Below are 24,680 nucleotides of genomic sequence, written 5' to 3' on the forward strand. Positions count from 1 at the left end.
TGGCAGCACACAACCCTGCTGTCACCTGCGAATACGAACCCCGCAGCCTCGCGAACGCCTACATGCCGTTAATACGAATAAATCTCGCAAATTCTCACCCTAAAGAGGGAATCCCCCGCCACCAAGCACCCGGAGCCCCTGCCCCACCCAAAATCCCAGAAAGGAGATGCGCACATCTACCTCCAGGAAAACCACAAACCTCCCTAAATGCCCATAAAAGCCCTCTATTCGCCCCCCAAACGCTCCCTGATCCGCTGCCGCATGCGCAACGCCCTCGGGTCGGAGTAGTCAGAGATCAGCCCCAGAGCCCTCCGCCACTGTTCCCGGCCGGCATCGGCATCGCTCTCCGACAACGCTTCGGCCAAGTCCTCGAGAGCCGTCGCCTCATGCCATCGAAACCCAAGCTCACGCTGAACCACGGCCGCCTGGCGGTGGAAATCCGCAGCCTCACCGTGCCGCCCACCCCGGTGGTACACCCGGCCCGCAGCCTGCCACGCCAACGCCTCACGACTACGGTTACCCGACCGCCGGTGCAGCACCGCCGATCGCTGGTAGGAGACCAACGCCTCGTCGCCTCGCCCAAGCGCGTGCTGAGCGTCGCCAAGCGCAAGCAACCAGAAGCCCTCCAGCGCATGGCTACGGAGGCTCAAAGCGATCTCGTATGCCTCCTGCGCGGCTTCCAGGGCCTGCTCGAGTTCACCGCGGTCAAGATGGATGCAGCTGCGCAGATAGAGAGCGTTGCCGATGGTGTTCTTGTTGCCCAGCTCTCGATGGAGGTTCAATGCCCTGATGCCGACCTCGTCGGCCTCCTCCAATCGTCCCGCGTGGTAGTACACAGAGGCGAGATTGGAACTGACGACGGCGCTCCAGTAGGTCGAGCCCAGGCTTTCAAACAGCAAGCCGGCTTGACGGAGTCTTCTTTCCGCGGCGGGAAGGTCCCTCGACCTGAGATGAGTGATCCCGATGGCGTTGAGCGCGGCCGCCTCGCCTTGCCGGTCGCCGAGCTCCACGTAAACGGCCAGCGCCGCCTCGTGGTGTTCCACGCTCTTGGCCAGTTGGTTGGCAGAAGCGTAGGTGAATCCCAGGCTCTTCAACGAGCCGGCCTCGCCGGCGCGGTCGTTCAGGCGCCGGGACGCCTGCAGACCCAGCTGACCCAGTTCGATCCAATCAATTCCAACCGCGGTCGGGGGCCGGGTGCTCCAGAGAATCAACGACAACTGCCATGCCTGCTTGTCCAGCGCCGCCTGGAGTGCGGCATGGACGACTGGCAGAAAGTTTGACTGTTCGAGCTCGGTCCAGTCCACCGCCTGGTCGTAGGTGAGAAAGGGGGTGGACACCCCGTTGTGCGGGAGATCGAGGGCGATGCGCTCACGCTTGGGCATGATCCACACCTGTGCCGCATCCGTCATGTGGATGTACCAGTCGAGCACACGCTCCAGAGCCTTCAGACGACTCTCAGGGGTTTCCTCCAAGAGAGCCTGGTCCCGCGCGTAGGCCCGCAGCAAGTCGTGAAACTCATACCGGTCAGGAGCCTTTTGCTCCACCATGTGTGCCGCGACCAGGCTGTCAAGCAGATGCCGCGCTTGCCGGATACTCACCTCAGCCAACGAGGCGGCCGCACCGATCCCGAAATCGGCACCCGGATGGAGGCCGAGCAGCCTGAACATGCGTGCGCAATCGATGGACAGCGCTCGATACGACCAGGCGAACACGCTGCGAACCGCCCCCTCGTCCTCATCGTCACCCGTGCTCAGGGCGTTCCAAAGGGCGGAGGTGTCCCGGAGGTCGGCGATCAACTCGTCCAGCCGCATGTGCGGACGGCAAACCGCGCGCTCGGCTGCCACTCTCAATGCCAGTGGAAGGCGCGCGCACAGTGCCGCAAGTTGGACCAACTCCTCGGTGTCATCGTGGGGTCGATACTCCGCGGTGAGCGTGCGAAGCAGAACGACGCACTCCGATTCGATCAGCGCATCGAGTTTCAGGCGTACGGCTCCGTTGTGTACCGCAAGGCCGGACAGGCGGCTACGACTTGTCACCACCGTGAGGCAATGGGAGTTGCCGGGCAGTAGAGGGCGTACCTGGGAGACGGTGGCGGCGTTGTCGAGGACGATCAGCATCCGCCGGTCGGCCAACTCCGATCGGTACATCGCCGCGGCAGACTCGCGATCGCGGGGGACAGCAGCCGAAGGCACACCGAGCGCGCTCAAGAACCGGTGAAGCGCTTCCTCAGGCTTCACCGGCTCGCCGGGGTCGTAACCGCGGAGGTTGATGTACAGCTGGCCGTCCGGAAAGTTGCTCTGCGCTTGGTTCGCCCACTGCAGGGCCAAGGAGGTCTTCCCCACACCCGCTGTGCCGACGATGACGTACACAGCGCTGTGAGTCGGTGACTCTTCTGCCAGTGCCGCGTTCAGGCGCCCTAGTTCATCTGTGCGATTGACAAAGCCCTTTATGGCGGCAAGCAACTGCCGTGGCGTCCGCCCGCCCTGCCGCTTATCCCGCCACTGGCCGTAAAAGTGGACTCCGCCGGACACATTGCCGGCCTGGACAACGTCGCGGGAATGTCCAGACATCTCGGCATGTGTCTCACCGGGGGGCAGCCCCCGATCATTACCCTCTTTAATTGTCTCCACCTAAGCTTTCGGCGGCGGAGGGAGACGTGCCACGTGATTATTGAAGTACTCGATCACGCCTTCTCCGGCCTCGTAGAGTTGTTGTATTAGTTCAGTCCATGAACGGATGACGTCTCGGTCGTAGAACGCGGTGGCTCCATCGGGGACGCCTGATTCTGTATAATGCACTTGATACAGGGCCGCCTGCCCCAGGATGACGATCTCCGGGAGCGGCCCGGGTTCTTCGAGGGAGCCAAGTGTCCTGGCGTTCACGACGCGAATCGGCTTGCCGCACTCCGCCTCGATGCGAAGGGAGTGCAGCTCCCACTGGATGTACGGTGTCAGCGGCTCTTCCACGATCCGCAACCTGTGGAAGGCCGTGTTGTTCTCCCGATCTTTGAGTACACCCCTCAGGAAGCCTTCGCGTAGTTCCTCGAGGTAGGCGAGGGACTCCTCCCATTCCCCACGGCGCAAGGCGTCGCGGCTCGGGGAGCCTATTTCCTCGAAGTGTTGCCGTCGCTCCAGCTTCCAGGAGTTACTGTCGCGGATGATTCCGCGGTAATGTCGGAAGTCCGCGTGGTAGGCGTCTCTGGCGAGGCGTCGTCCGGCCGAAGGGTCGAGAGTGATCCAAGTTTGATTAGGCATCGGGAATGTCGGGTTTTGCTGCGCTGAGCATACGGCCGGGGAAGATGACCAGTCGTTCGTCGTTGCCAATCCTGACCCCATTCGGCAGTCGTGATTGGTATACCTCTGTGAGATCTCGGCCGATGATTGCGATATCGCCGTTATCGAGTTCCCACATGTCTGGGCAGTCGACTTCGTCTTGGGAAGCACCAGTGTCTGAGGGGGATGCGCCCAATCGGCGTTTGAAATCGGCTCGGGGATCGGCTTCCCAGGGGCGGGCCATTGGCTACTCCTTAGATGCTCTTCATTGCGCGATCCCGTAACTTGGGACCACTTACACCCGGTTACGCAGGCTCAATGGCCGAAACGCGGGCCTCCCATCCTCGTTTGCCGTCCGCAGGCGTGACTGCAGCAAACGAGGTTATGGCACTGTGGAGTTGCGTGCGACCCCGATCGGCAAGCAAGCATCTGACTTACGGCAGGCTAGTTCGCGAAGCGTCCGCTTTGTCCTCTACGCAATCATGACTGTACCTCTCGAGTGTGGGCCTGCCTATAGCCGGCCACCCCCGAGGAGACAGAAATGTAGCCAGCAATTGATCGTCGAAATGACAGAACGGTCCAACTAGGACGAACCACTCTTTGGGAAGGGGGTAGGCCTTCCATAGGCGAGAAGTCAGCCAAGTGTGGTGGTTGGAATGCTGAACACTCACGGAATACGACAATCGCCGGCTAGGCACTCGGAGACGCCGTAAGGGTGGCCATTGGGACAAACGCCTGCCGGGCCGATGACCGGGACACCGTACGGTGGCGGTGAGGCCGGGCTACTTGAGGGCGCCGGCCGTCAGGTCGGCGACGATGCGGCGTTGGAAGAAGAGCACGAGGAGCACCAGACTCCTCCTGGCGGGCCACAGCATCACCTCGGCGGCGCAGTACAGCGGCCTGGCAGCGACGAGACCCTCCGCCGCACCTTCGCCCGCCGCCTCGGCATCACCCCAACCGAATACCGCAAACGCTTCACCACCACGCACGGACACGACACGCCACGACCTGGCACAGCCGGCACGGACCAACTCCGCTTTTTAGTGCGCACACCTTTGGCCGTCGCCGTACCGGTGCGATCCGGTACGGCGACGGCCCGGTGTCAGAGCGGTCGGCGAGTGTAGGTGGTCACTGGGTGACGGGGAGCCAGCGCCAGGTGTCTGCGGCGTGGCTCGTGACGATGGTCAACTGGTGGTTCGTTCCGTTCTCGGTGAGGTACATGGGCTCCTCGACCATGTGTGTGCGGAACGAGTAGTTGGTCACCGATATCCCGTCCGGTCCGTTCTGCTCGCACCACAGGTAGCCGTCGCTGTTGGGGCGGAACGAGTTGAGCGTGACCCCGTTGCCGGTCATCGGATCGAGGCTGGCCGCCGTCGAGTTGAGGTACTTGCCGGCGTAGACGAGGTAGTTGCAGTCGGCGCCCTCGGTCTGCCCTGCGGGGATCCTGGTGAACCGCTCGTTGGGCGCGTCCTGGTCGGCGTGCAGGATAACCGGGGTGTTCTCCGCGGTGTGGCCGCCGCTGACGTTGGCCACCAATCGCACCGGCGTGGGGTCGACCAGCCCCAGCTCGGCGACGTCCGACATCTCCTCCGGGCTCTGGAGGAACCAGCGCTGGGTGGCCGAGCCGTCGGCGTCGCGGCCGCGCAGTACGGCACCGCCGTTGTCGGCCGTCAGCATCTGGCCGGTGACCATGTTCTCCAGGGTCCAGGTGCCGTCGCCCTGGTAGATCGGCTGCCAGAGCTGGTCGGTCGCGTAGTGCGCCCACTGCACGATCCGTGCGCCCGGTGCGCCGCCCTCCTGGCCCATGTAGTCCCCGGTGTGCCGGTTCCTCAGCCGGTAGTAGCCGGGGTACTCGGGTTCGGGCCAGAGGTGCCAGGACTGCGACTGCGACTGGCTCTGAGAGTACGACGAGTCGGTGACCGCGTTGGAGCTGCCGCTTTGGTTACTGGCGACGTTGGTGGTGCCCGCGTTGCGCAGCACGACCGCGCTCGACGAGGACGGGACGGCCACCGCTGGCGGCGGGGGCTGGTTGCCGTCCGGCAGTCCCCCGATCTCGTACATGACGGGAAGGTGGTCGGAGAACCGCAGGTTGTGCATGACGCTTGAGGCGGTGACGCGCGGGTCGCGGTTGGTCGGCAGGACGGCGTAGTCCAACCTGCTCGCCGGCTCGCGCGTCGGGTAGGTCGCCGCCGGCGGGTCGGCCACGGTGAACTGCCCGGCGCCGTAGTTGTTCAAGGCGCTTCGCAGCAAGTCGGGGTCGCGGTTGAAGTCGCCCATGACGACCCAGTCCATCGCCGCCCCGTTGGGGCCCGCGGCGCTCATCCTGAGCCGGATCCGGTCCACCAGCCCTGCCATGTCGTTTCCGTTGGGCGAGAAGCCGTGCACGGTGAAGTGGACCATGCCGTTGACGTTCACACCGAGCGCAGGCCGTCCGCCCGGCATGGGGGACTCGACAACGAAGATGTCGGCGGGGGCGATCTGATTGTGTGTCGCGATGGCCAGGTTGACCCGGTTTGGAGGGTTGGTCGTAGAGGTGTCGGTGTGCAGCCAGTAGAGATATCCTTGCGGCCGGCTGGCCGTCCCGCCGTAGCGGTACTCCCGGACCGGGGGATGCGAGCCGTCCGCACGGGCGAAGTTGTTCTGCGGGATGTCGGTGATGTGCCTGGCGCCTCCGGGCGGGGAGCCGGCCTCCTGCAGGAGGATGACCTCGGCGTGCGATTGCCTCGCTATCTGGATCACGCCGCTGAGATACTTGGTGTCGTACGTGCCCGCGGCGTTCGACCCCCCGCCCTGCATGTTCCAGGTCGCGACCCTGCGCGTGTCGCCCTGGCGGGGGTCGACCTGGCCGACGTCGCGCAGGAACAGCGACGTCCTGCGGACGCTCGCGTCGGCCACCACGCCCTGCCCGCTGTAGTCGAGGGTCTCCCGGCCCGACCAGTCGGGGATGCCCTGCCCGCCTTGGCCCAGTGCCCGGAACCGGCGCGGGTTGTCGTTGTCGGAGCCGAACTGGAAGACGGTGTCGGACTGCACGCCGGGACTGCCCGCGGAGTACGGCGTGTACGTCTCGAACGGCCCGCCCGCTGTGGCCTGCTTGATCAGGGTGTTGTTGAAGAAGACGTTCTGCGGTCCCGAGGAGCCGGACCACTTGGCCGCCTTGGGGCCGGCCGCCCACCAGATCGGATACCAGGTTCCGACGTCGGTCTCGCCGCCCTCCCCGCCGCAGTTGGCCGCGCAGTTGCCCGACCGGTGCGCGAACGGGGTCCGTACCGTGTTCCCCTCGAACAGGTTGTAACGCTCCCAGCCGCCGTGCAGGTTCAGGTCGGAGTCGAGGTCGTTGCGGAAGACCACGTTGCCGCTCGCCGACCACTGGAAGGTGAAGTGGCGCAGGTTCCTGCTGGTGTTGTAGGCGTACAGCGAGTCCCACACCCGGCTTCCCCGCAGGTAGCCGTTGCCGCCCTTGCCCTTGTTCCACGCCCCGTCGAAGGTGTTGCGCTCGATCTGCAGGTTGCGCGCCACCTCCGTGACGATCGGATGCGAGCCGATCATCGTGGCGTTGAGCCCGCGCGCCCAGCTGTGCGCCGCCCATTTGAACAGGATGCCGTGCATGGCGTACTCCGGCGCCATGTTGCCGTAGTTGTTGACGGCGTCGGTCGCCGACAGCGCATACGTGCCACCGCCCACCTTGGGCAGCCCGGCCATGTCCTGGGTCATCGCGAAGTTCTCGAATCCGACGCCCTCGACCACCTTCAACGGGGTCACCTTGCTGGCGTACGGAGTCTCCACGATCATCGGCGGCGAACCGTCGGAGGTGGAGTCGACAGGCAGGTCGTACTCCAGTGGGCGGTCCAGCGTGATGGTCTTGGCCGTGGTGTCCTTGCGGACGACCCTGAACATCTGCTGGCGCATGTGCAGGTTTTCCATCAGGCTCTGGTCGGTGACGCCCTGCTGCGCGTAGAAGTTGCGGCTGTTGGCCGCGCCGACCCAGACGTAACCGCCGAGGTGGAACTTGTTCATGTCGGCGTTCGCGACGAGCCGGATGACGCTCTCGCCCTCCTTGGCGGAGAAGCCCGGAGCACCGTCGCGGGCGAGCAGCCGGATGCCGGAGGCCCAGTGCTGGTTGACGCTCCCCTCGAACAGGTCCTTGCGGTTGGCCGGCGCCGACTGCCACTCGTTCTGGTATCTGGTCGCCACGTCGCGGGTCTGCACCCGGAACAGGGCGCGTCCCGGCCAGATCCAGCCGCCCTTACCGATGTCGTTGCCGGTGCCGTACTCCATGCCGTCCTGGTCCCAGCGGCTGCCATCCGGGGTCACCGTGTCGTACCGGGTGTTGACGTCGGGCCGGAACACCAGCTGTGTGCCGCCGGCGCCGGAGCCCTGGCCGCGCAGGATCAGGAAGCTGGCGTCGGCGTAGATCTGCCTGGACACGTCGATCCGCCCTGCCGGCAGTGTGATGAGCGACAGGCGGTGGAAGTTGGCCTGCCCCGAGCACTGACTCTTGATCTGGTCGATGGCGTTCTGCAGTCCGGTGGTGTCGTCCACCCCGTCGTCGGGGACCACCCCGAAGCCGGACGCGAGCTGCTGCGGGGTGATCCGGCAGGACGCGTTGCCGGTGATCTCTCCGTCACCCGGGAGCCCTTGGCCGCCGAGATATCCCACCCGTGACCAGTCGGGCATGCCCGCGGGTGCTGTGATGCGGTTGGCGAAACCGAGATCCGGATCCGAGGACGCGAGCGCGGGCGCCTCCACTGCGGATACGGCCTGGATCGCGGATGAGAACAGGATGAGCATGCCGGCCAGGGCGGCGGCCACACGTGGGGTACGTCTCCCACGACCTCGATTCCGCGCCGGGTTTGTCACGGGGTGGCCGCCGCGGCCGCCTCGGCGACGACGGCGGCCACCGCCGCCGGGTCGGACACGTAGACGGCGTGGCTGCCGGGGGTCTCGACGACGGTGGAGCCGGCCCGCTCGGCCATGGCGCGCTGGGTCGGCGGAGGGATCATCCGGTCCTCGGTCGCGACCAGATACCAGCTGGGCTTGATCCGCCACGCGGGCTGGGCGACCGCTCCGCGCAGCGCCTCCACTCCCCAGGGGACCTGGGAGTCGGCCATGAACTCGGCCTGCTCGACCGGCAGATCCCCGGCGAACGAGGCGGGGAACCTCTCACGGTCCAGGAGCAGGAATCCGTCCACGGGCGGCAGGATCGGCGGGACCGGCGCTCCTGGCGGCGGGTCGGCGATGAGCGAGTTCACCGACTCGCCCTTGTCGGGCGCGAAGGCCGCGATGTAGACCAGGGAAACGACGTCGTCGTGGTTGCCCGCCTCGGTGACGACCACCCCGCCGTAGGAGTGGCCCACCAGGATCACCGGCCCTTCCTGGGCGTCGATGACCTGCCGGGTCGCGGCCACGTCGCCTGCCAGCGACAGCGTCGGGTTCTGTACGACGGAGACGTTGTGGCCGTCGTTCTTCAGCAGGTGGTAGACACCCTGCCAACCGGACCCGTCCACGAACCCGCCGTGAACCAGGACGATCCTCGGGGACGCCGAATCTGTACTCATGCCGCACTCCTTCGCCGATAAGACACCTTGGACACGGCACTCAAGCTAGATCGCGGCATGAAGGATCGATTGAGTCATTTGACTCGGATCAACATGAATCCGTACGGAAAGCCCAGTTAGTGAGCTTGCCCGCTGCTCAGCGTTCCTCGGCCGATTCGGTCAGCGCGTCGCGGAGCGCGGCCCGGGAGACGACACCGAGCTTCGGGAACAGCTGGTATAGGTGGTTCGCGACGGTGCGAGGAGACAGGAAGAGCCGCTCGCCGATTTGCTTGTTGGTGAGCCCTTCGGCAGCGAGCATGGCGATCTCCCGCTGCTGGGGGGTGAGCGAGGCCATCCCCGTGGCCTCCCCCTGCCCTATGGACAGCCCGGTCGCCCGCAGTTCCGTGCCGGCTCTGGCCACCCACGGCCGGGCGTCGAGGCTGCGGAAGGTGTCGAGCGCTGCGGACAACTGGGTGCGGGCCTCGGTGGTGGCCCTGTCGCGCCGCAGGCGTTCGCCGTACACGAGTTGCAGGCGCGCCCGCTCGAACGGCCAGCGCTCGGCACCGGCGGTGGCGAGCGCAGCCTCGAACAACCGGGGATAGCGCCCGCCTGGGGCGACCATTGCCGCCGAAGCGCCGCTGACCATCGCGAGCCGCGGCGAGATCACCGCCACACCGGCCCGGTCCACGGCGGCGGCGTGAGAGGCCGCCTCGGCGTGGCGTCCGGCCCGAACGCATGCCTCGACCAGGTCCGCGATGCTCCACAGCGCGTGCGGGACGTGCGAGGCCAGCACACCCGCCGGGCTGATGGCGGCGGACTGCCGGTAGGCCTCCTCGAAGTCGCCCCTGCCGAGTGCCGCCAGCGCTCTGATCTGCGAGGCGTAGGCCAGGAGAGCGCGCGCCCCTCGCGGCGTCGCCCATCGGGTCAGCCGATCGGCCGACTCTGTGGCGGCCTCCTCCTGACCGCGCGCCGCAGCCAGCATCGCCCGCAAGTAGACCCCGGACCAGGCCGGCATTTGGTAGCCGTGCTTGTCGCACAGCGCCAGCCCCTCGTCGACGACCTGTTCCATCTCCTCCCACCGACCGGTGTGAAAGGCGTCATTGCCCAGAAGGAACAGCGCCTCGATCGCCGCGGTGACCGCTCCGCCGTCGCGGCCGTGTCCGACGGCCCGCCACAAGCCATCGCGGCACTGTCCCAGCCGGTCGACGTAGGCGGCTGCCATGCCGACGCGGGAGATGCGCTCAGGGATGAGCTCCCGGTCCAGGCGCGCGATGACGGTGTCCAGCCGGTCGAGCACCGGCGGCGCCAGGCGGGCAGGGTCGGAGAACGCCTTGCCGATGACGTCCAGCAGCGCGGGCGGCCGCGGCCTGAGGCGGCCGATCGCGGCGTGAAAGGGCTTCCACAGTTCGGCACGTCCGCCGAAGAAGCACACCATGATCAGTGTGTACAGGCTCTGAATCAGCGACTTGTCGCGCACGTCGGCGGGGTCGGCCGCCGTCTCGATCGCACCGACGAGCAGGCGGTGGGCGCTGTCCACGTCGCCGTCGCCGTTGAGGAGGTGGTAGGCGGCGGCGACCGCCGTAAGCAGCGACCCGCCGTGCAGGTCCGCGCGGCGGGCCTGCTCCAGCAGGTGCGGTGCGTCACGCAGGTCGCCGTTGGCGATCGCGCCGATGTACGCGGCCGTCCCCAGCCGCGCGGCCCGGTCGGTGCCCGCCGGGCTCAGTTCGGCCGCGCGTATGAACAGCGTGACGGCCATGACGCCGTCGCCGCGGCACAGGTTGGCGTATGCCACGGCGTGCAGCAGCTCGGCGACCTCCTCATCGGGCCCGCCGGCGGCCTCGGCCACGTGCCAGGCCCGCCGTTCCTGCTGGTCGGCGAGGCGTTCCGCGAGCAGCCGATGGGCGCGGCGGCGCTGCTCACCCGCGGACAACTCCACCACCGCCGAGCCGATCAGCGGATGGCGGAAGAGGAGCCGCCCGCCGTGCTCGACCCGGACCAGCCGCGCCCGTTCCGCGGGGGCCAGCCCGTCTCCGGCGCGCAGGATGTTCAGGTCCCCGGTCCCGTCGAGTACGGCGAGCAGCAGCAGGTCGTAGGTCGCGGAGGGCAGGTCCCTGATCCGTGAGGCGAACACTGTCTGCAGGCGCCGGCTGAGCGGCAGGACCGGGGGCAGTGCCCTGCCCGAGACCCGCTGGAAGTCGCCGAGCGCCACCGGCAACTCCAGCAGGGCCAGCGGGTTGCCCTGCGCGTCGGCCAGCAGCCGCCGGTGAGCGCGGGGGGCCAGCGCAGGAAAGTGGGCCCTCAGCAGGGCGGAGGCGTCCCGCTCCTCCAGGGGCCGCAGGTCGTGGCAGGGCAGTCCCACGTGGTCGAAGAAGCTCTCCTCACCTGAGCGGGACGCCGCGAGCAGCCCGACTCCGCTGCCGGTGAGGCGGCGTGCGACGAAGCTGAGAACGACGGCGCTGGCCCGGTCCAGCCAGGCGATGTCGTCGACGATCACCAGCAGCGGCCGGGCGACAGCGGCCCTGCTCAGGAGGGAGAGAGCCGCGTTGGCCACCAGGAGCCGACCCGGCGGCGCCCCTTCCCTCAGCCCCAAGGCGACGCTCAGCGCCCGCTCGTGTGCCGGGCTCAGGTTCGGCAGGTCGGCGAGCAGCGTGTGGAGAACATGGTGGAGCCCGGCGAAGCTCACCTTGGCCTCGAACTGCGAGCCGGAGGCGCGCAACACCCTGCGGCCGGCCGCCACCCCACGTGCCGCGGCGACATCCAGCAGCGCGGACTTACCGACCCCGGCCTCGCCCAGCAGGATGAGCGCGCCACCGTGCACTGCGGCCCGCTCGGCGAAGGCGTCGATCCGGGCTACGGCCTGTTCGCGCCCTATCAGCGACGCGGCCGGATCGGCGGCAAACGAAAAGTCACCCGAGGGAGGTGCCCCTCCCGTCATCGAACCCACGGCCTGATCCTACGCCGGGCCCCATCACGCGATCAGGGCGAGCCGCCCGCCGTTGTTTTGCGCGTGGCGCGGTCACGGGGCCGTCTCGTTGTTTGCGCTGTGTTGACAGCCGAGTCATCGCCAGATTACGGTCTGGACCGTAAACCTGTGAAGCTTGGAGGCTGAGTGCGGACGGAAGCGGAACCGGAGAAGTGGCCGGCCGGGCGCACCGACGGACTCGTCCACGACCTCAACGATCCTCCGATCGACCTCGCCACCAGGCAGGTCGATGTGGTGTGGCAGGGCTGCGCCAACGAGGTCACGCCGCTGCTCACCACGGCTCCGCCGTACGTGCTCAACGTCACCGGACCGGAGCCGATCTCGGCGTGGCAGGCCGCGCGCTGGATGGCGGACGGCGGGCCGCCGCTGGGCAAGCCAACCAAGTTTGAACGCCGTGACGGCCGATTCTGACATCTTTGAAGGAGGGCCTCGCGTGCTGAGCCCTGAAGTGGTGGACACGACCTCGATCCGCGACCTGTTCCGGCGCGGCCTGGTCATCCCGGCTCATCCGCTGGCGCTGACCGCCGAACGGCGGCTCGACGAGCGGCGGCAGCGGGCACTGACCCGCTATTACGTCGAGGCGGGCGCCGGCGGCCTGGCGGTCGGCGTGCACACCACGCAGTTCGCCATCCACAGCACCGACATGCTGGCTCCGGTGCTGGAGCTCGCGGCCGAGACGGCCCGCGGCTACGACCGCGAGGTCGTGATGGTCGCGGGTGTGACCGGGCCGACGGCTCAAGCCGTGGCCGAAGCCGAGCTGGCCGCCTCCCTCGGCTATCACATGGTGCTGCTGAGCCCGCACCGGGAGCTGACGGAGGACGCGCTGATCGAGCGGGCCCGCGCCGTCGGCGAGGTGCTGCCGGTGATCGGCTTCTATCTGCAGCCGGCGGTCGGCGGGCGCACACTTTCGCGCGACTTCTGGACGAGGCTGGCCTCCATCGAGTCCGTCGCGGGCATCAAGGTCGCGCCGTTCAACCGCTATCGCACACTCGACGTGCTGCACGGCGTCTGCCGGGCCGGCCGGGAGCACGAGGTCGCGCTCTACACCGGCAACGACGACCACATCCTGGCCGACCTCATCGCCCCGCACCGCGTCGTGGTGGACGGGCGGCAGGTCGAGGTGGAGTTCGTCGGCGGGCTTCTCGGCCAGTGGGCCGTGTGGGTGCGCCGGGCGGTGGAGCTGCTGGAGGAGGCGGCCCGCGCCCGCGCCGGGGATGACGCCGCGGTGCGCCGGCTGCTCATCCTCGACGGGCACCTCACCGACGCCAACGCGGCGATCTTCGACGTCCAGCACGGGTTCCACGGGTGCATCCCGGGGATCCACGAGGTGCTGCGCCGCCAAGGGCTGCTCGCCGGACGCTGGTGCCTGGACCCGCAGGAGGAGTTGTCGCCCGGACAGCTCGCCGAGATCGACCGCATCTGGGCCGCCTACCCCTGGCTGCGCGACGACGACTTCGTGGCCGAGGGCCTCGACCGGTGGCTGTCCTAGAGCATCAGCCGGTAGAGGGTGAGCGGCCGGCCGCTCGTCCCGCTGGTGAGGCTGCCGGTCCGCTCGGCCAGGTCGGCGAGTTCGAGCCGGTGAAGCATGCGCCGTGCCGTACGCTGCTGGACCGCGAGCCGCTCGGCGATCTCCCTGGTCGTGAGGGGCTCCCCGCCGGCGGCGGCACGGGCGGCCAGGAGCTTCTCCAGGGTGGACACCGACAGGCCGACGCGGCGGGCCAGCGCCGAGAGGTTCCGCTCGCCCGCCGGGGCGGAGGCGACCGAGTCGAGCACGATGTCGGTGTCGGCGCGCAGCGACAGCACCGCCGCCACCTCGCCGATACGGCGGGCGCGGCTCAGCGCCCGCCGCGCGAGGCTCTCCGCCTCCGCCGCGCTGCGTCCGAGGCCGAATCCGACGCGGACCACGCGGTTGTGGGCGGCGAGCCGGCCGAGCATGGCCAGGCCGGAGAAGCCGCCCGTCGCGTCGTGGAGCGGTCCGCGGGTGGTGACGAGCAGGTGCGTGCCGCCCCGGAAGGCCGCCAGGGTGCCGCCGAGGGCGGTCGCCTCCCGCAGCAGACCTTCGGGGTTGTCCACCTCGATCAGGCCGAGCGCGATCTGCGCGTCCTCCTGCGCCTGGCCTTCGGCGGTCAGCAGCAGTTGGCGGAGCGCGATGCGCGAGGAGTGCACCGAGGGGGCCAGCCGCAGCACGTGCGTATGGTCGCGCAATGCCTCGTGCACCGAGCTGAGGCAGGTGATGACGGGGTGTTTCGGGCCGCGGCGGTGGAAGGCGACGGCCTTCTTGGAGGTCATCTCGGGCCGGTGCGGCAGCATGCGCAGGTGCTCGGTGGGGAGCCCGGCCTCGGCGAACGTGTCCGTCACGTCGGAGGCCGGGAGCGTGTCGATGGACAGCCTGGTGATGTCGAGGCCCTCGTGCTTGAGCCGTACGAGGGCGGTCAGCAGTGTCGCGCCGGAATAGTCGACGAAGGCGCAGGGGCTGGTCAGCACGTCGGCGTCGCGGGCCAGGGTGTAAGGCACCACGCCGGTGAAAAGCCATCCCTCGACCGCGGCCGCGTGGGCCTCGATGATCGCCGGTGCCTGCGACTCGTGGTCGTAGTCGAGGCGCAGAGCGCTGACTCCGGGCTGCTCCTCGCAGATCGCGGCGACGTCGTCGACCAGGTCATGCGGGCCGACGACCCCGACGACGATTCCCACCCGAGTCTCCCTCACCCTGATTACGGTCAAGACCGAAAGGCTAACCGGTGGCGCTGAAGTTTCCAAGCACGGCCGAGCCCGACGGCCGCCCCTCGGAGCGGGCCCGCCACATGCGCCTCTTCGCCGGCAAGGGGTGGGACCGTGCCACCGGGCGCTCGCATGTAACCTTCGGGCTGAGCTACCGCACGACTCCGCCGGAGCCGCCCGGCGGGCGACGGGTCATACCGGCGCGGGCCGGATATCCGAATCAACCACTCCACCGGGTGCCCGTCCGGGACGCGACGGTGCACGGCACCTCGCGCCACCCGCTCCGGGGCAGGCCGGCAGCGTGCCCCGGGGCCGAGCGCATGGCGTCCGAGACGCCGCTCGTCATCGACTGGAACGAGAACTACACAGACGAGCACGTGGACGCCGTCGCGGCGGCGTTGCGGGCCGAGGGCGGGCAATGGAGGCGGCTTCCAGGTGACTTCCGGAGTTACGTTCGCATCTCGGCCATTGACCGGGCGATTCCCGGGAAACTAGGTTTCGGTCGGGACCGGTATTGGTTTGTGAGAAAGGAAAGGCCGATGGGGAAGCTAGCGAAGGCTAGCCTCGCGGCAGCCGCGGGGCTCGTGCTCGCCGGATGCGGATCCGGCGGAGGCACGGGTTCCGAGTCGGGTAAGTCCACGGTGACGTTGTGGATGTACCCGGTCATTCAAGACACAGCGAAGAATCAGGCGTTCTGGCAGAAGATCGAAAAGGACTTCGAAGCCAAGAATGCCGACGTCGACCTCAAGATCGACCTGCAGCCATGGGAAGGGCGGCAGGAGAAGGTGACCACGGCGCTGGTCTCCAAGACCGGTTTCGACCTGGTCGTGCTGGGCCCCGACCAGGTTCCGCAGTATGCCCAGCAGGGCACCATCGAGGCACTGGACGACGTGGTGGCCCCCGCCAAGGCGTCCTACCTGCCCAACTCGCTCACCGCGCTGACCGTCAACGGCACCCTGTACGGCGTGCCGATCTACCAGACGATCACGGCGCCCATCTTCAACAAGAAGGCGTTCGCCGACGCAGGCGTCACGGAGATCCCCGACACGCTGGAAGAGCTCAAGGCCGCCGCACCCAAGCTGGCCGCCAAGAAGGTCGCGGTCCTCGACTACCCGGGCAAGCCCGAAGTCAGCCTCAACCAGAGCTTCTACCCCCTGCTCTGGGCCAACGGCGGCTCCGTGTTCGCCGCGGACGGCAAGAGCGTGGCCTTCAACGGCCCCGAGGGCGTCGAGGCCCTGCAGCTCCTCGTCGACCTGAAGAAGGCAGGCGGCCTGCCCGCCGACGCCGCCAGCAAGGGCAACGAGATCGAAGGCGGCCCCCTGGCGAGCGGCAAGTCGGCGCTCTACCACGCCGCCACCGCCCTCCAGGCCACTCAGCTCGGCGCGGCCATCGGCGAGGAGAACGTCGGGGTCGGCCTGCCGCTGGAAGGCAAGAAGCGGGTGGCGTTCGGCATCCCCGGCGGGCTCGTCCTGGCCAAGCACTCTCCGAACAAGGAAGCGGCCAAGAAGTTCGTGAACTACCTGTCCTCCGCCGAGGTCTCCGCCGACCTGGCCAAGGAATCCGGGTTCTTCCCCGCCCGCACCGACGCGGCGGTGGCCGAGCAGTCGGAGATCGCCAAGGAGTTCGCCAAGTCGCTGGAGTTCGCCTTCCCCGGTGACACGCACCCGCAGGCCCGGCAGGTCATGGCGGCCCTCGCCCCGCACATCCAGTCGGCCCTGCTCGGCAAGGCCGACGCCAAGGCGGCCCTCGACGCGGCAGCCAAGGAGGCCAACGCGCTGCTCGGCGGCGGATGAGATGATCCGGGCCTTCCCGCGCGGGGAAGGCCCTGTTTGTGGAAAGGGTGTGCAGCAAGGTGCGTCATCGTCTACGCGACCCGGTTACAGGTCTCCTGTTCGTCCTGCCGGTGCTCGTGCTCTTCCTGGTCTTCCGGATCTTCCCCACGCTCGGCGTGGCGGGGATGAGCCTGACCGACTGGAAGATCAGCGGTGAGTGGAGTTTCGTCGGGGGCGACAACTACGCCCGCCTATTCGACGATCCGAACTTCTTGACCAGCCTCCAGGTCACTCTGGTCTACTCGGCGATCTATGTGCCGCTGACCGTGCTCGTGGCGCTGGGCACCGCGCTGCTGCTCAACTCCGTGATCTTCATGCGCGGCCTCTTCCGCGGAATGCTCTTCCTGCCCTACGTGACCAGCTTCGTATTCGCCGGCATCATCTGGCGGTGGATCTATGAGTTCGACGGGCTGCTGAACGGCCTGCTGGCCCGGATCGACGTCGGCCCGGTGGCCTTCATGGAAGAGTCGGCACTGGTGCTTCCCGCCTTGGCCCTCGTGTCAGTGTGGAAAGGCTTCGGCTATTCCATGCTGATCCTGCTCGCCGGCCTCAAGGCCATCCCCGGCTCCTACCTCGAAGCCGCCCGCGTCGACGGCGCCGGGCCGTTCCAGCGGTTCCGGCGCATCACACTCCCGCTGCTCAAACCCGCCCTCTTCTTCGTCCTCATCATCGAGACCATCACCGCCTTCCAGGTGTTCGACACCATCTACGTGATGACCGGCGGCGGTCCCGCCCGTGCGAGCTACACGCTCATCTACGGCATCTACGAGCAGGGCTTCCGCTTCTTCGACTTCGGCTACGCGGCCACCCTCGGCATGGTGCTGTTCGCCGTCGTCCTCGTCATCTCGCTGATCCAGCGCCGCCTGATGGACCGGGGTAACACATGACCATCACCGCTTCGCGGCCGAAACCCGCCACCCGTGCCGCGCAGATCCGCGGAGCACGGGCCCGGCGCCGCCGCCGCTGGCCGCTGGTGGCCCTCCTCGCGCTGCTGTCCCTGCTCACGATCAGCCCCTTCATCGCCATGATCATCGTGGCGCTGTCACCCGTCGGCAAACCCACCGTGCCGGCGCAGTGGCCGGAGTCCCTCACGCTGGACAACATCTCGCGGGTGTTCTCGGCCTCCGGCTTCATCGGCTGGACCTTCAACTCACTGGTCTACTCGCTGGTCTCCGTGGTGATCATCCTGCTCACCGCGTCCATGGCCGGATATGCCTTCGCCAAGAAGCGCTTCCCCGGCAGGGACACCATGCTGTGGACCTTCCTCGCCACCATGATGGTGCCCTTCCAGGCCACGCTGATCCCCACCTTCGTCCTCGTCGCCAACCTCGGCGGCGTCGACACCTTCTGGGGGCTCATCATGCCGACACTGGCCAACTCACAGGCCGTGTTCCTCATGCGGCAGTTCATCATGGGCCTCCCCGACGAACTGTTCGAGGCCGCCAAGGTCGACGGAGCCTCCGAGCTGCGTGTCTTCTGGCAGATCGTGCTGCCGCTCACCCGGCCCATCCTCGCCACTCTCGGCGTGTTCGTGTTCCTGTGGCATTGGAACGACTTCCTGTGGCCACTGGTCGCATCGCAGAGCAACGCCACCCGCACCCTCACGGTGGGGCTCACCACACTGCGCACCGAGGAGGTCCAGCTCTCCATGCTGATGGCGTCCGCGGCGATCTCGGTCGTCCCGTGCCTGCTGGTGTTCTTCCTGCTGCAGCGCTACCTGGTCAACAGCATCGCGATGACCGGCATGAAGTAGAGGGCACTGTGCCGAAACTTATGGACGCGCACCGATTGATCGGACCCGTGCCCTTCGACGACCTGCCCGCGGACCCCCGCCCGGAGATGGACCGGCTGGGGATCGACCGGGCCTGCGTCACCCACACGCTGAGCCTCTACTCGGGCGCGCAGGCAGGCAACGAGGCGTTGTTCGCCCTGGACGACCCCAGGCTGATCCCCGTCCCGGCTGTGCTGCCGGGGGACATCGCACTCGACGAGGTCCTTGAGTGGGATGTCCCCCTTGTCAGGCTCTGCCCGAGACGCCATGGCTTCGACCTCAACGGCCCCACCTCCTTGCGCTACCTGTCGGCACTGACCGTGCCCGTCGCCGTCGAGCTCGACGACACAGACCCGGCCCAGCTCCGCGCCCTGGCCGCGCACCTTCCCGACCTGCGCATCCTCCTGCTCAACCCCGGCTACCGCCGGCTGCGCGCCGTCGCCGAGCTCATGGACGCGGCACCCCGCGTGGTCCTGGAGATCGGAACGGTCAACACCCAGGGCGGTGTCGAATGGCTGGCGCGGCGCTTCGGCGCGCGACGCCTCGTCTTCGGCACCGGAGCCCCCGTACTCGACGACTGCGGCCCGCGGTTCCTGCTCGACCACCTGGACCTGCCGCAGCACGACATCGACCTCATCCGGGCCGGCTCACTGGAGGCGCTGCTGTGATCCTCGACGCCCACGGCCACGTGGGGACCTGGCCCGACTTTCTCATTCCCGACCCCACCGCCGACGGCCTCATCGCCACCATGGACCGGATCGGCGTCTCGGCGATGGGCATCAGCCACCTGCTCGCCGTCGGACCGGACGCCGCCGCCGGCAACAGGCTGGCCTTCGAGGCCGCCCGCAGTCACCCCGGCAGGTTCGGCGTGTGGCAGGTCTACAACCCCCACCAGCGCAACCCGCTCGTCACCGAGGGCGTCTGGGGTGTGAAACTCCACCCCGACGTGCACGAATGCCCACTGGACGATCCCCGCTACGACCCGGTGTGGGAGCTCGGCCTCCCCGTGCTGGCCCACGGCCAGACCGACTCGCCGTGGAGCGACCCTTCGAGGTTCGCGGTCGTCGCCGCGCGGCACCCCGACGTGCCGCTGCTGATGGGGCACAGCGGGCTCTGGCCGTACGGCTTCGCCCGTGCGGCCCGGCTGGTCGCCAACCACGCGAACGTGCTGCTGGAGACGTGCGGTTCGAAGACGACGGGCCGCTGGATCGCCCGCCTGGCCGCCATGGCCGGGGCCGACCGCGTCGTGTTCGGCTCCGACGCGTGCTTCCTCGACCTGCGTGTCGGCTTCGGCCGCGTCGCGCTGGCGCCGCTCGCCGAGCCCGACCGCGCCCTGATCCAAGGCGGCAACCTCGCCCGGATCCTCGGGCACCGCCTCACCCCCCGTATCTAAGAGACAGGAGCCTTGAGAGCATGACCCTCGCGATTGACGGCGGCGCCCCCGTACGCACCGACCCGTGGCCCGCCTGGCCGCCGCCGCTCGACGACGCTCAGCGCAGGCTCGTCCACGACGTGCTGGAGAGCGGGTTGTGGGGTGCCACCCAGGGCGGTTCGGTCTGCGCGGATCTGACGGCGGCCGTCGCCGCCATGTCCGGCGTGACGTACGGCGTGGCCGTGGGCAACGCGACCCTCGGCTTGTTCGCGGCGTTGAAGGGCCTCGGGGTGGGGCCGGGGGACGAGGTGATCGTGCCCGCGTACACGTTCGTCGCCTCCGCCACCGCGGTGCTGCTCACCGGCGCCACTCCCGTGATCGCCGATGTGGACCCGGTGCACCTGCACCTTTCGCCCGGCGCGGTCGAGGCCGCGATGAGCCCCCGCACGGTGGCGGTCATGCCGGTCCACCTGGCGGGCAGCCCCGCCGACATGGACGCGCTCGGCGCCGTCGCCTCCCGTGCGGGTCTCGCCGTGGTGGAGGACGCCGCCCAGGCGCACGGCGCCGTTTACCGCGGCAGGCCGGTCGGGGGGCTGGGCCACGCGGGTGTCTACAGTTTCCAGTCGAGCAAGGCGATGACGGCGGGCGAGGGCGGGGTCGTCGTCTGCCGGGACGAGGCGGTCCACGGTTCCATCTGGTCGGTCTGCAACGTCGGGCGCACGCTTGGTGGCCGGTGGTACGAGCACCCCGGTGTCGGCTGGAACCTCCGCCTCACCGAGATCCAGGCCGCCCTGCTTCTCCCCTGGCTGGACCGCCTGCCCGACGAGATCGCCCGGCGCGAGAGGTTCTGCGCCGCGCTGGACCTCGAAGGCCTGCCGGTCACCGCGGTCCCGCAGCCAGAAGGCACCACCGTGGACTCCCGCCACCTGCTCATGCTGCGGCTCGACCCTTCCGTCGATAAGGATTTCGTGCTTGCCGCGATGGCCGCGGAAGGGGTGCCGCTCGACGCCGGCTACCCGCCGCTCGGCACCATGAAGACGCTGACCGACGCGGGCGCCCGGGTCGAGCCGGCACCCGCGGCCGACGAGGCGGCGAAGCACGTGGTCTGGGTGCGCCAGTCGATGCTCATGGACGACCCTTCCCGCGCCCGGGACATCACCGAGGCCCTCGGCAAGGTGATCGGCGGACGCGGCTGACCGCCGCCCGGGTTTCCCGCCGGCGCGGCGCGGGCCGTCCCATGTGACGCCTGCCCACGTGGGACGGCCAGGTGTGCGCCCCTTCGCTCGTAGCTCGGGCGGCGGCTCGCACGCCGCCCGAGCTACGAGCGAAGGGCGGCGGCTCGCACGCCGAGGGCTGCCGGTGCGGCACGGCGTTCCCATGCCGCGTGCCCGGCCCCGAGCATGCCCTTGGCCTTGGCGAAGCCGGCCCGCGACCTCGCCGCTCGTCAGCGTGTCATCACTTCTGCGTAACCGGCTCCGGGCCACTCTCGATAAATTTCGGGCCACACCGAAATCTCCCCCATTGACGTAGATTGCGACCTTTCTTAGGTTTCGGTCTTGGCGTTAATTAGGAAGTTCCTCGCGGGCGCGATAGTGGCCGCCACGATGCTGGCCGGGGCCGCCCCTGCCTCGGCCGACGACGATCGGGGCAGAGGCCGGATCGAAGACCTCGGCGTACCCCTCAAAGACGTGCTCCTCATCGGCGGCCTGGTCGCCCCCGGCCGCGGCGGCAAGACCGTGATCTGGAGCGCCTCCTCCGGTAGCCCCGCCCACCTGAACGCCGTCGACCCGGCCACCGGCACCACCGTCGGGAGGTTCGCGCTGCCGGGCTCAGCCGGCTCCTACGAGCTCGCCGCGGCACCGGGCGGCGGCATCTACGTCGGCACGTACGGCGACGGCCGCCTCTACCACTGGACGGAACAGGGCGGCGTCAAAGACCTCGGCCGTCCCATCGCCTCAGAGAACTTCATCTGGTCGGTGGCCATGGGCGAGGGCGGAACCGTCTACGGCGGCACCTCCCCCGGTGGGCGGTTGTTCTCCTACAACCCCGCGACCGGAATGCGCGACCTCGGGAAACCGTCGCCGTCACACGCCTACGTCCGCAGTGTCGATTACGCCGACGGCAAGCTCTACGCCGGCACCGAGGGCCCGGCCGCCGTCTTCGAGATCGACACCGCCACCGGCATGTCCAAGCAGCTCCCCGTCCCGGGCGGCCTCAACCCGGCCGGCAAATGGGCCTACGACGTGAACGTCGTAGGCGGCTTCCTCTACGTGAGGTACGGCGGAGCATCGCCCAGCGAGCTGCACGTGTGGGACATCGCGGCCGGGGCGTGGGTCGACAAGCTCGACACCGCGCACGGCCTGGACGTCTCCCCGGCGGGGGAGAACGGCGAGGTCTATCTCATCAAGTCCGACGAACTCGTCCGCTACGACCCGCGCAGCCGTACGGTCACCCCCACCGGACTCCCGATCACCGGCCGGGTCGCGAACACCAGAGGCATCGGCTGGGCCGAACTCGGCTTGCCCGACTATCCGGGCAAAAGCGTGGTCGGGCTGCTCTGGCGTGGGCTCATGTTCCGATACAACCCGCAGACCGGCGCGAAGTCGATCGTCCCGACCGACATCCCGGGCGATCCCATCGATGTGACGACGCTCTCCGAGGGGCCGGACCGGCGTGTCTACGCCGGAGGCTTCCTCAACGGCGGATTCGCCGCGATCGACCCGCGCACCGGCGAACGCGAGGAGTTCCACAGCTTCTCCCAGACCGAGGGCATGGTCGCGCACGACGGCAAGCTGTACATCGGTGCCTATCCGGAGGCGCGGGTCTACTCCTACGACCCGAAACTCCCGTGGAACAGCCCGGAATACTCGCCGAGTCTCGGCGCGGCGCCCAATCCCGCGAGGCTGTTCGACCTCAATGCCGACAAGCAGATCAGGCCGCGCGCGATGGTGTCGGCGGGCCGCTACCTCGCCGTCGGCACCATGCCCGACCTCGGGCACCTCGGTGGTTCCCTCGCGGTGTGGGATCCCGAGAAGGGTGTCCTCCAGCACTCCCAGCGCCATGTCGTCAAGGACCAGAGCATCGTGGCGCTCGCCTACCGGAACGGAATCTTGTACGGCGGCACCTCGATCTACAGCGGGCAGACCGCCACCCCGCCCACCCAGCCGGAGGGCAAGATCTTCGCCTGGTCGGTGCGGGAGAAGAAGCTGCTGTGGGAGGCTGTGCCCGCGCCCGGCAAACCCGCTGTGTCCGGCCTCACCTTCGGCATGTCCGGCAGGCTCTGGGGGATCGCCGGAGGCGAGGTCTTCGCCTTCGACACCCGCCACCGCAAGGTGGTCAAGCGGGTGACACTGTCGGACAGCAAGAGCAGCAGCGGCAAACTCATCTACAGCCCGCGCCACGCCATCCTGTACGGCGCGCACGCCGGGACGTCGCTGTTCGCACTCAGCCCGTTGACGGGGCGGCACACCGTGCTCAAGGAGGGGCCCGTGCACCAGATGGCGGTGCACAGGTCCGGGGACGTCTATTTCGCGGAGGGGACGAAGCTCTACCGCTATAGCAGGTAGGCGTTGGCGAGTGAAGCCGGACCTGCAGGTCCGGCGGCTTCACTCGGTGCGGCAGGCTGCTAGGAGCAGAGGCGGTAGGTGTAGAAGTTCTCCGAGCGTGACAGATACATGTGGTCGTCAGCGCCCTTGAGGAGGATGGAGACCGGCCGGACGATTTGCGTCAGGGTCATCGTCGCGGGGTCGATGCGGTAGGCCTTGCCTTGGGTCTTGCCGTACAGCTTGCCGTCCTTCCCGAGCTCGATGTTGGTGTCGAGCCACACCGGCTGCGTCAGCGTCGGCCACGGCAGGTCTGGTGCTTCGTGATGCGGAGGGTCTGGCCGGTCGCCGGGTCCATCTCGTACAGCGCGTCGGGGGTCAGGCCCCACAGCTTTCCGGCGCCGTCGAAGGTGATCGACCCGAGGGTGAGATCGCCGGGGACTGGGGCCGTCTGCCACAGGATCTTGTCGGTGGCGATGTCGTAGGCGAAGACCTGGGCCGCGTCGCCCTGCGGGGTGAGAATGCCGCCGAAGGCCGAGGTCGCGCCGTAGACGACGCCGTCGCGGTAGGCGAGTCCGACGATGCTGTGCCCCGGCACGATGTTCCGCTTGAGCACGCTACGGCCGGTGGCGGGGTCGAGCAGCCCGAGCGCCCCTCCCACGGTGCCCGATTTGGGGACCGTGCCGAACGCCAGCCAGTCGCCCGCGGAGACCATCGCGAACGGCCGCTCCTGCTCCTGCGCGGTCAGGTTCAGCAGGAGCTTCGGGGTGCAGATCCCCATCGGGTTCTCGCCGCCGGAGGTGGAATACCGCACCAGCAGGTTGCCGCCGACCACGTCCACGTCGTAGGCGTAACCTTTGCCCTGGATCGGCGGCTCGATGATGCGTTTGACCGCGCCCTGAGGGTCGACCACCGCGACCTTCATGCTTTCGGCCCCCACACCCGCGTAGACCGTGCCGTCCCGGGCGACCGCAAGGTCGCGGACGAACTGCTCTCCGGGAACGGGGCTGCCGAGGTCTGTGATCTGGCCGGTCGCCGTGTCATATCTGAACAGCTTGCCGCCGGGAGAGGTCCCGCCGTAAACGGCCTTGCCGTCGGGGCTCGCCGCCACCGTCCACACGAACGACTCGCCGGGGATCGCGATGCCCCCTTCGGTGACCTTGTCGGTCGAGGGCGTATACCGGAACAGCCGGCCGCCCGCCTGGCCTGAGATCCCGTTGTAGGTCCCTACGTAGACGGAATGATCGGGTGCCACGGTCACCGCCCACGACCCGAGCCCCAGCTGGAGGGGATGCTCGGCGATCATCGAGCCGGTGAGGGCGTCGCGGATGGACAGAAGCGCGGGCCCCGAGGCACTGGAAGTCACGGAGTACACCCGCGGGCCGTCCGGGTGGTCCTCGTCGAGGGCGGTGCCGGCGATGGTGGTGCCGACCAGGGGAAGTTGTCCGAGGTTCTGGAAACCGCACCCCGAAGGAGGGGCAAGGGTTTCGGCCTGTGCCGGAGCGGCGACGGGAATGAGTAGAACGGCGGCGGCTAATGTCAGGAGGCGCGTTCGCACGGATGCCCTCCACCTTTGTGCACAATAACGGCCTCGACCGTAATTGTTGGACAGGCCTCCTGGCAAGATCCTGCGGCTGCATCGGGCGGAAGAAATGA

General features: G+C 68.4%; 19 protein-coding genes. 9 read left to right on the forward strand and 10 right to left on the reverse strand.

Going from position 1 to position 24,680, the window contains the following annotated elements; translation table 11 throughout:
• Window positions 1–224: 224 nt before the first annotated feature.
• The 7 genes from Ssi02_RS15650 to Ssi02_RS15680 form a co-directional block, all read right to left on the reverse strand.
• A complete protein-coding gene (locus Ssi02_RS15650) occupies window positions 225–2,570 on the reverse strand; it encodes an ATP-binding protein (protein WP_204026172.1) in 2,346 nt (781 codons plus the stop codon).
• 60 nt (window positions 2,571–2,630) lie between these two features.
• Window positions 2,631–3,254: a DUF6879 family protein gene (locus Ssi02_RS15655; RefSeq protein ID WP_204026174.1), complete on the reverse strand. Its 624-nt coding sequence runs from the start codon at window positions 3,252–3,254 to the stop codon at window positions 2,631–2,633.
• Window positions 3,247–3,516, reverse strand: coding sequence for a hypothetical protein (locus Ssi02_RS15660; protein WP_204026176.1), 270 nt, complete (start codon window positions 3,514–3,516; stop codon window positions 3,247–3,249). Before Ssi02_RS15660 ends, Ssi02_RS15655 begins: the two co-directional genes overlap by 8 nt.
• A 538-nt stretch (window positions 3,517–4,054) precedes the next feature.
• A complete protein-coding gene (locus tag Ssi02_RS15665; RefSeq protein ID WP_204026178.1) occupies window positions 4,055–4,267 on the reverse strand; it encodes a hypothetical protein in 213 nt (70 codons plus the stop codon).
• Window positions 4,268–4,400: 133 nt separating this feature from the next.
• On the reverse strand, window positions 4,401–8,081 hold the full coding sequence (locus Ssi02_RS15670; RefSeq protein WP_204026180.1) for an endonuclease/exonuclease/phosphatase family protein: 3,681 nt from the start codon (window positions 8,079–8,081) through the stop codon (window positions 4,401–4,403).
• A gap of 44 nt (window positions 8,082–8,125) precedes the next feature.
• Window positions 8,126–8,827 (reverse strand): alpha/beta hydrolase, encoded by a 702-nt coding sequence (locus Ssi02_RS15675; protein ID WP_204026183.1) that lies wholly within the window; start codon window positions 8,825–8,827, stop codon window positions 8,126–8,128.
• Between the two features lie 136 nt (window positions 8,828–8,963).
• The gene (locus tag Ssi02_RS15680) at window positions 8,964–11,741 is read right to left on the reverse strand and encodes a helix-turn-helix transcriptional regulator (protein WP_239128985.1); all 2,778 of its coding nucleotides are present in this window, start codon (window positions 11,739–11,741) and stop codon (window positions 8,964–8,966) included.
• Window positions 11,742–11,915: 174 nt separating this feature from the next.
• Between Ssi02_RS15680 and Ssi02_RS15685 the strand changes: the two genes are divergently transcribed.
• Window positions 11,916–12,200, forward strand: a complete 285-nt coding sequence (locus tag Ssi02_RS15685; RefSeq protein WP_204026185.1) for a hypothetical protein — start codon at window positions 11,916–11,918, stop codon at window positions 12,198–12,200.
• Window positions 12,201–12,222: 22 nt separating this feature from the next.
• Window positions 12,223–13,278: a dihydrodipicolinate synthase family protein gene (locus Ssi02_RS15690; RefSeq protein ID WP_204026186.1), complete on the forward strand. Its 1,056-nt coding sequence runs from the start codon at window positions 12,223–12,225 to the stop codon at window positions 13,276–13,278.
• Here the strand turns inward: Ssi02_RS15690 and Ssi02_RS15695 are convergent.
• On the reverse strand, window positions 13,275–14,480 hold the full coding sequence (locus tag Ssi02_RS15695) for a response regulator (protein WP_239128936.1): 1,206 nt from the start codon (window positions 14,478–14,480) through the stop codon (window positions 13,275–13,277). The genes Ssi02_RS15690 and Ssi02_RS15695 overlap by 4 nt on opposite strands.
• Before the next feature lie 47 nt (window positions 14,481–14,527).
• Between Ssi02_RS15695 and Ssi02_RS15700 the strand changes: the two genes are divergently transcribed.
• The 7 genes from Ssi02_RS15700 to Ssi02_RS15730 all read left to right on the forward strand — a co-directional run bounded on the left by Ssi02_RS15700 (window position 14,528) and on the right by Ssi02_RS15730 (window position 23,048).
• The gene (locus Ssi02_RS15700; protein WP_204026187.1) at window positions 14,528–16,300 is read left to right on the forward strand and encodes an ABC transporter substrate-binding protein; all 1,773 of its coding nucleotides are present in this window, start codon (window positions 14,528–14,530) and stop codon (window positions 16,298–16,300) included.
• A gap of 59 nt (window positions 16,301–16,359) precedes the next feature.
• Window positions 16,360–17,226, forward strand: coding sequence for a carbohydrate ABC transporter permease (locus tag Ssi02_RS15705; protein ID WP_204026188.1), 867 nt, complete (start codon window positions 16,360–16,362; stop codon window positions 17,224–17,226).
• The gene (locus Ssi02_RS15710; RefSeq protein WP_204026190.1) at window positions 17,223–18,092 is read left to right on the forward strand and encodes a carbohydrate ABC transporter permease; all 870 of its coding nucleotides are present in this window, start codon (window positions 17,223–17,225) and stop codon (window positions 18,090–18,092) included. Before Ssi02_RS15705 ends, Ssi02_RS15710 begins: the two co-directional genes overlap by 4 nt.
• An 8-nt stretch (window positions 18,093–18,100) precedes the next feature.
• Window positions 18,101–18,778 carry an amidohydrolase family protein gene (locus Ssi02_RS15715; protein ID WP_204026191.1) on the forward strand — a complete coding sequence of 226 codons (678 nt, stop codon included), beginning with the start codon at window positions 18,101–18,103 and terminating at the stop codon, window positions 18,776–18,778.
• Window positions 18,775–19,503 carry an amidohydrolase family protein gene (locus Ssi02_RS15720; RefSeq protein ID WP_204026192.1) on the forward strand — a complete coding sequence of 243 codons (729 nt, stop codon included), beginning with the start codon at window positions 18,775–18,777 and terminating at the stop codon, window positions 19,501–19,503. The genes Ssi02_RS15715 and Ssi02_RS15720 overlap by 4 nt, the downstream gene beginning before the upstream one ends.
• Before the next feature lie 20 nt (window positions 19,504–19,523).
• Window positions 19,524–20,678 (forward strand): DegT/DnrJ/EryC1/StrS family aminotransferase, encoded by a 1,155-nt coding sequence (locus Ssi02_RS15725; RefSeq protein ID WP_204026193.1) that lies wholly within the window; start codon window positions 19,524–19,526, stop codon window positions 20,676–20,678.
• 360 nt (window positions 20,679–21,038) lie between these two features.
• Window positions 21,039–23,048 carry a ligand-binding sensor domain-containing protein gene (locus Ssi02_RS15730; protein WP_204026194.1) on the forward strand — a complete coding sequence of 670 codons (2,010 nt, stop codon included), beginning with the start codon at window positions 21,039–21,041 and terminating at the stop codon, window positions 23,046–23,048.
• Window positions 23,049–23,107: 59 nt separating this feature from the next.
• Here Ssi02_RS15730 and Ssi02_RS15735 read toward each other — a convergent pair whose 3' ends face one another.
• Both Ssi02_RS15735 and Ssi02_RS15740 read right to left on the reverse strand, forming a co-directional pair.
• Window positions 23,108–23,308 (reverse strand): hypothetical protein, encoded by a 201-nt coding sequence (locus tag Ssi02_RS15735; RefSeq protein WP_204026195.1) that lies wholly within the window; start codon window positions 23,306–23,308, stop codon window positions 23,108–23,110.
• Window positions 23,309–23,316: 8 nt separating this feature from the next.
• Window positions 23,317–24,582 (reverse strand): hypothetical protein, encoded by a 1,266-nt coding sequence (locus tag Ssi02_RS15740; RefSeq protein ID WP_204026196.1) that lies wholly within the window; start codon window positions 24,580–24,582, stop codon window positions 23,317–23,319.
• Between the last annotated feature and the right edge of the window lie 98 nt (window positions 24,583–24,680).

Source organism: Sinosporangium siamense (assembly GCF_016863435.1).
Taxonomy (GTDB): Bacteria; Actinomycetota; Actinomycetes; order Streptosporangiales; family Streptosporangiaceae; genus Sinosporangium; species Sinosporangium siamense.

What these genes read in the sequence shown, in the direction of transcription:
- Ssi02_RS15710 (WP_204026190.1), top strand. Translation starts at nt 17,223, where the DNA reads ATGACCATCACCGCTTCGCGGCCGAAACCCGCCACCCGTGCCGCGCAG.
- Ssi02_RS15725 (WP_204026193.1), top strand. Translation starts at nt 19,524, where the DNA reads ATGACCCTCGCGATTGACGGCGGCGCCCCCGTACGCACCGACCCGTGG.
- Ssi02_RS15680 (WP_239128985.1), bottom strand. Translation starts at nt 11,741, where the DNA reads ATGACGGGAGGGGCACCTCCCTCGGGTGACTTTTCGTTTGCCGCCGAT.
- Ssi02_RS15655 (WP_204026174.1), bottom strand. Translation starts at nt 3,254, where the DNA reads ATGCCTAATCAAACTTGGATCACTCTCGACCCTTCGGCCGGACGACGC.
- Ssi02_RS15660 (WP_204026176.1), bottom strand. Translation starts at nt 3,516, where the DNA reads ATGGCCCGCCCCTGGGAAGCCGATCCCCGAGCCGATTTCAAACGCCGA.
- Ssi02_RS15675 (WP_204026183.1), bottom strand. Translation starts at nt 8,827, where the DNA reads ATGAGTACAGATTCGGCGTCCCCGAGGATCGTCCTGGTTCACGGCGGG.
- Ssi02_RS15650 (WP_204026172.1), bottom strand. Translation starts at nt 2,570, where the DNA reads ATGTCTGGACATTCCCGCGACGTTGTCCAGGCCGGCAATGTGTCCGGC.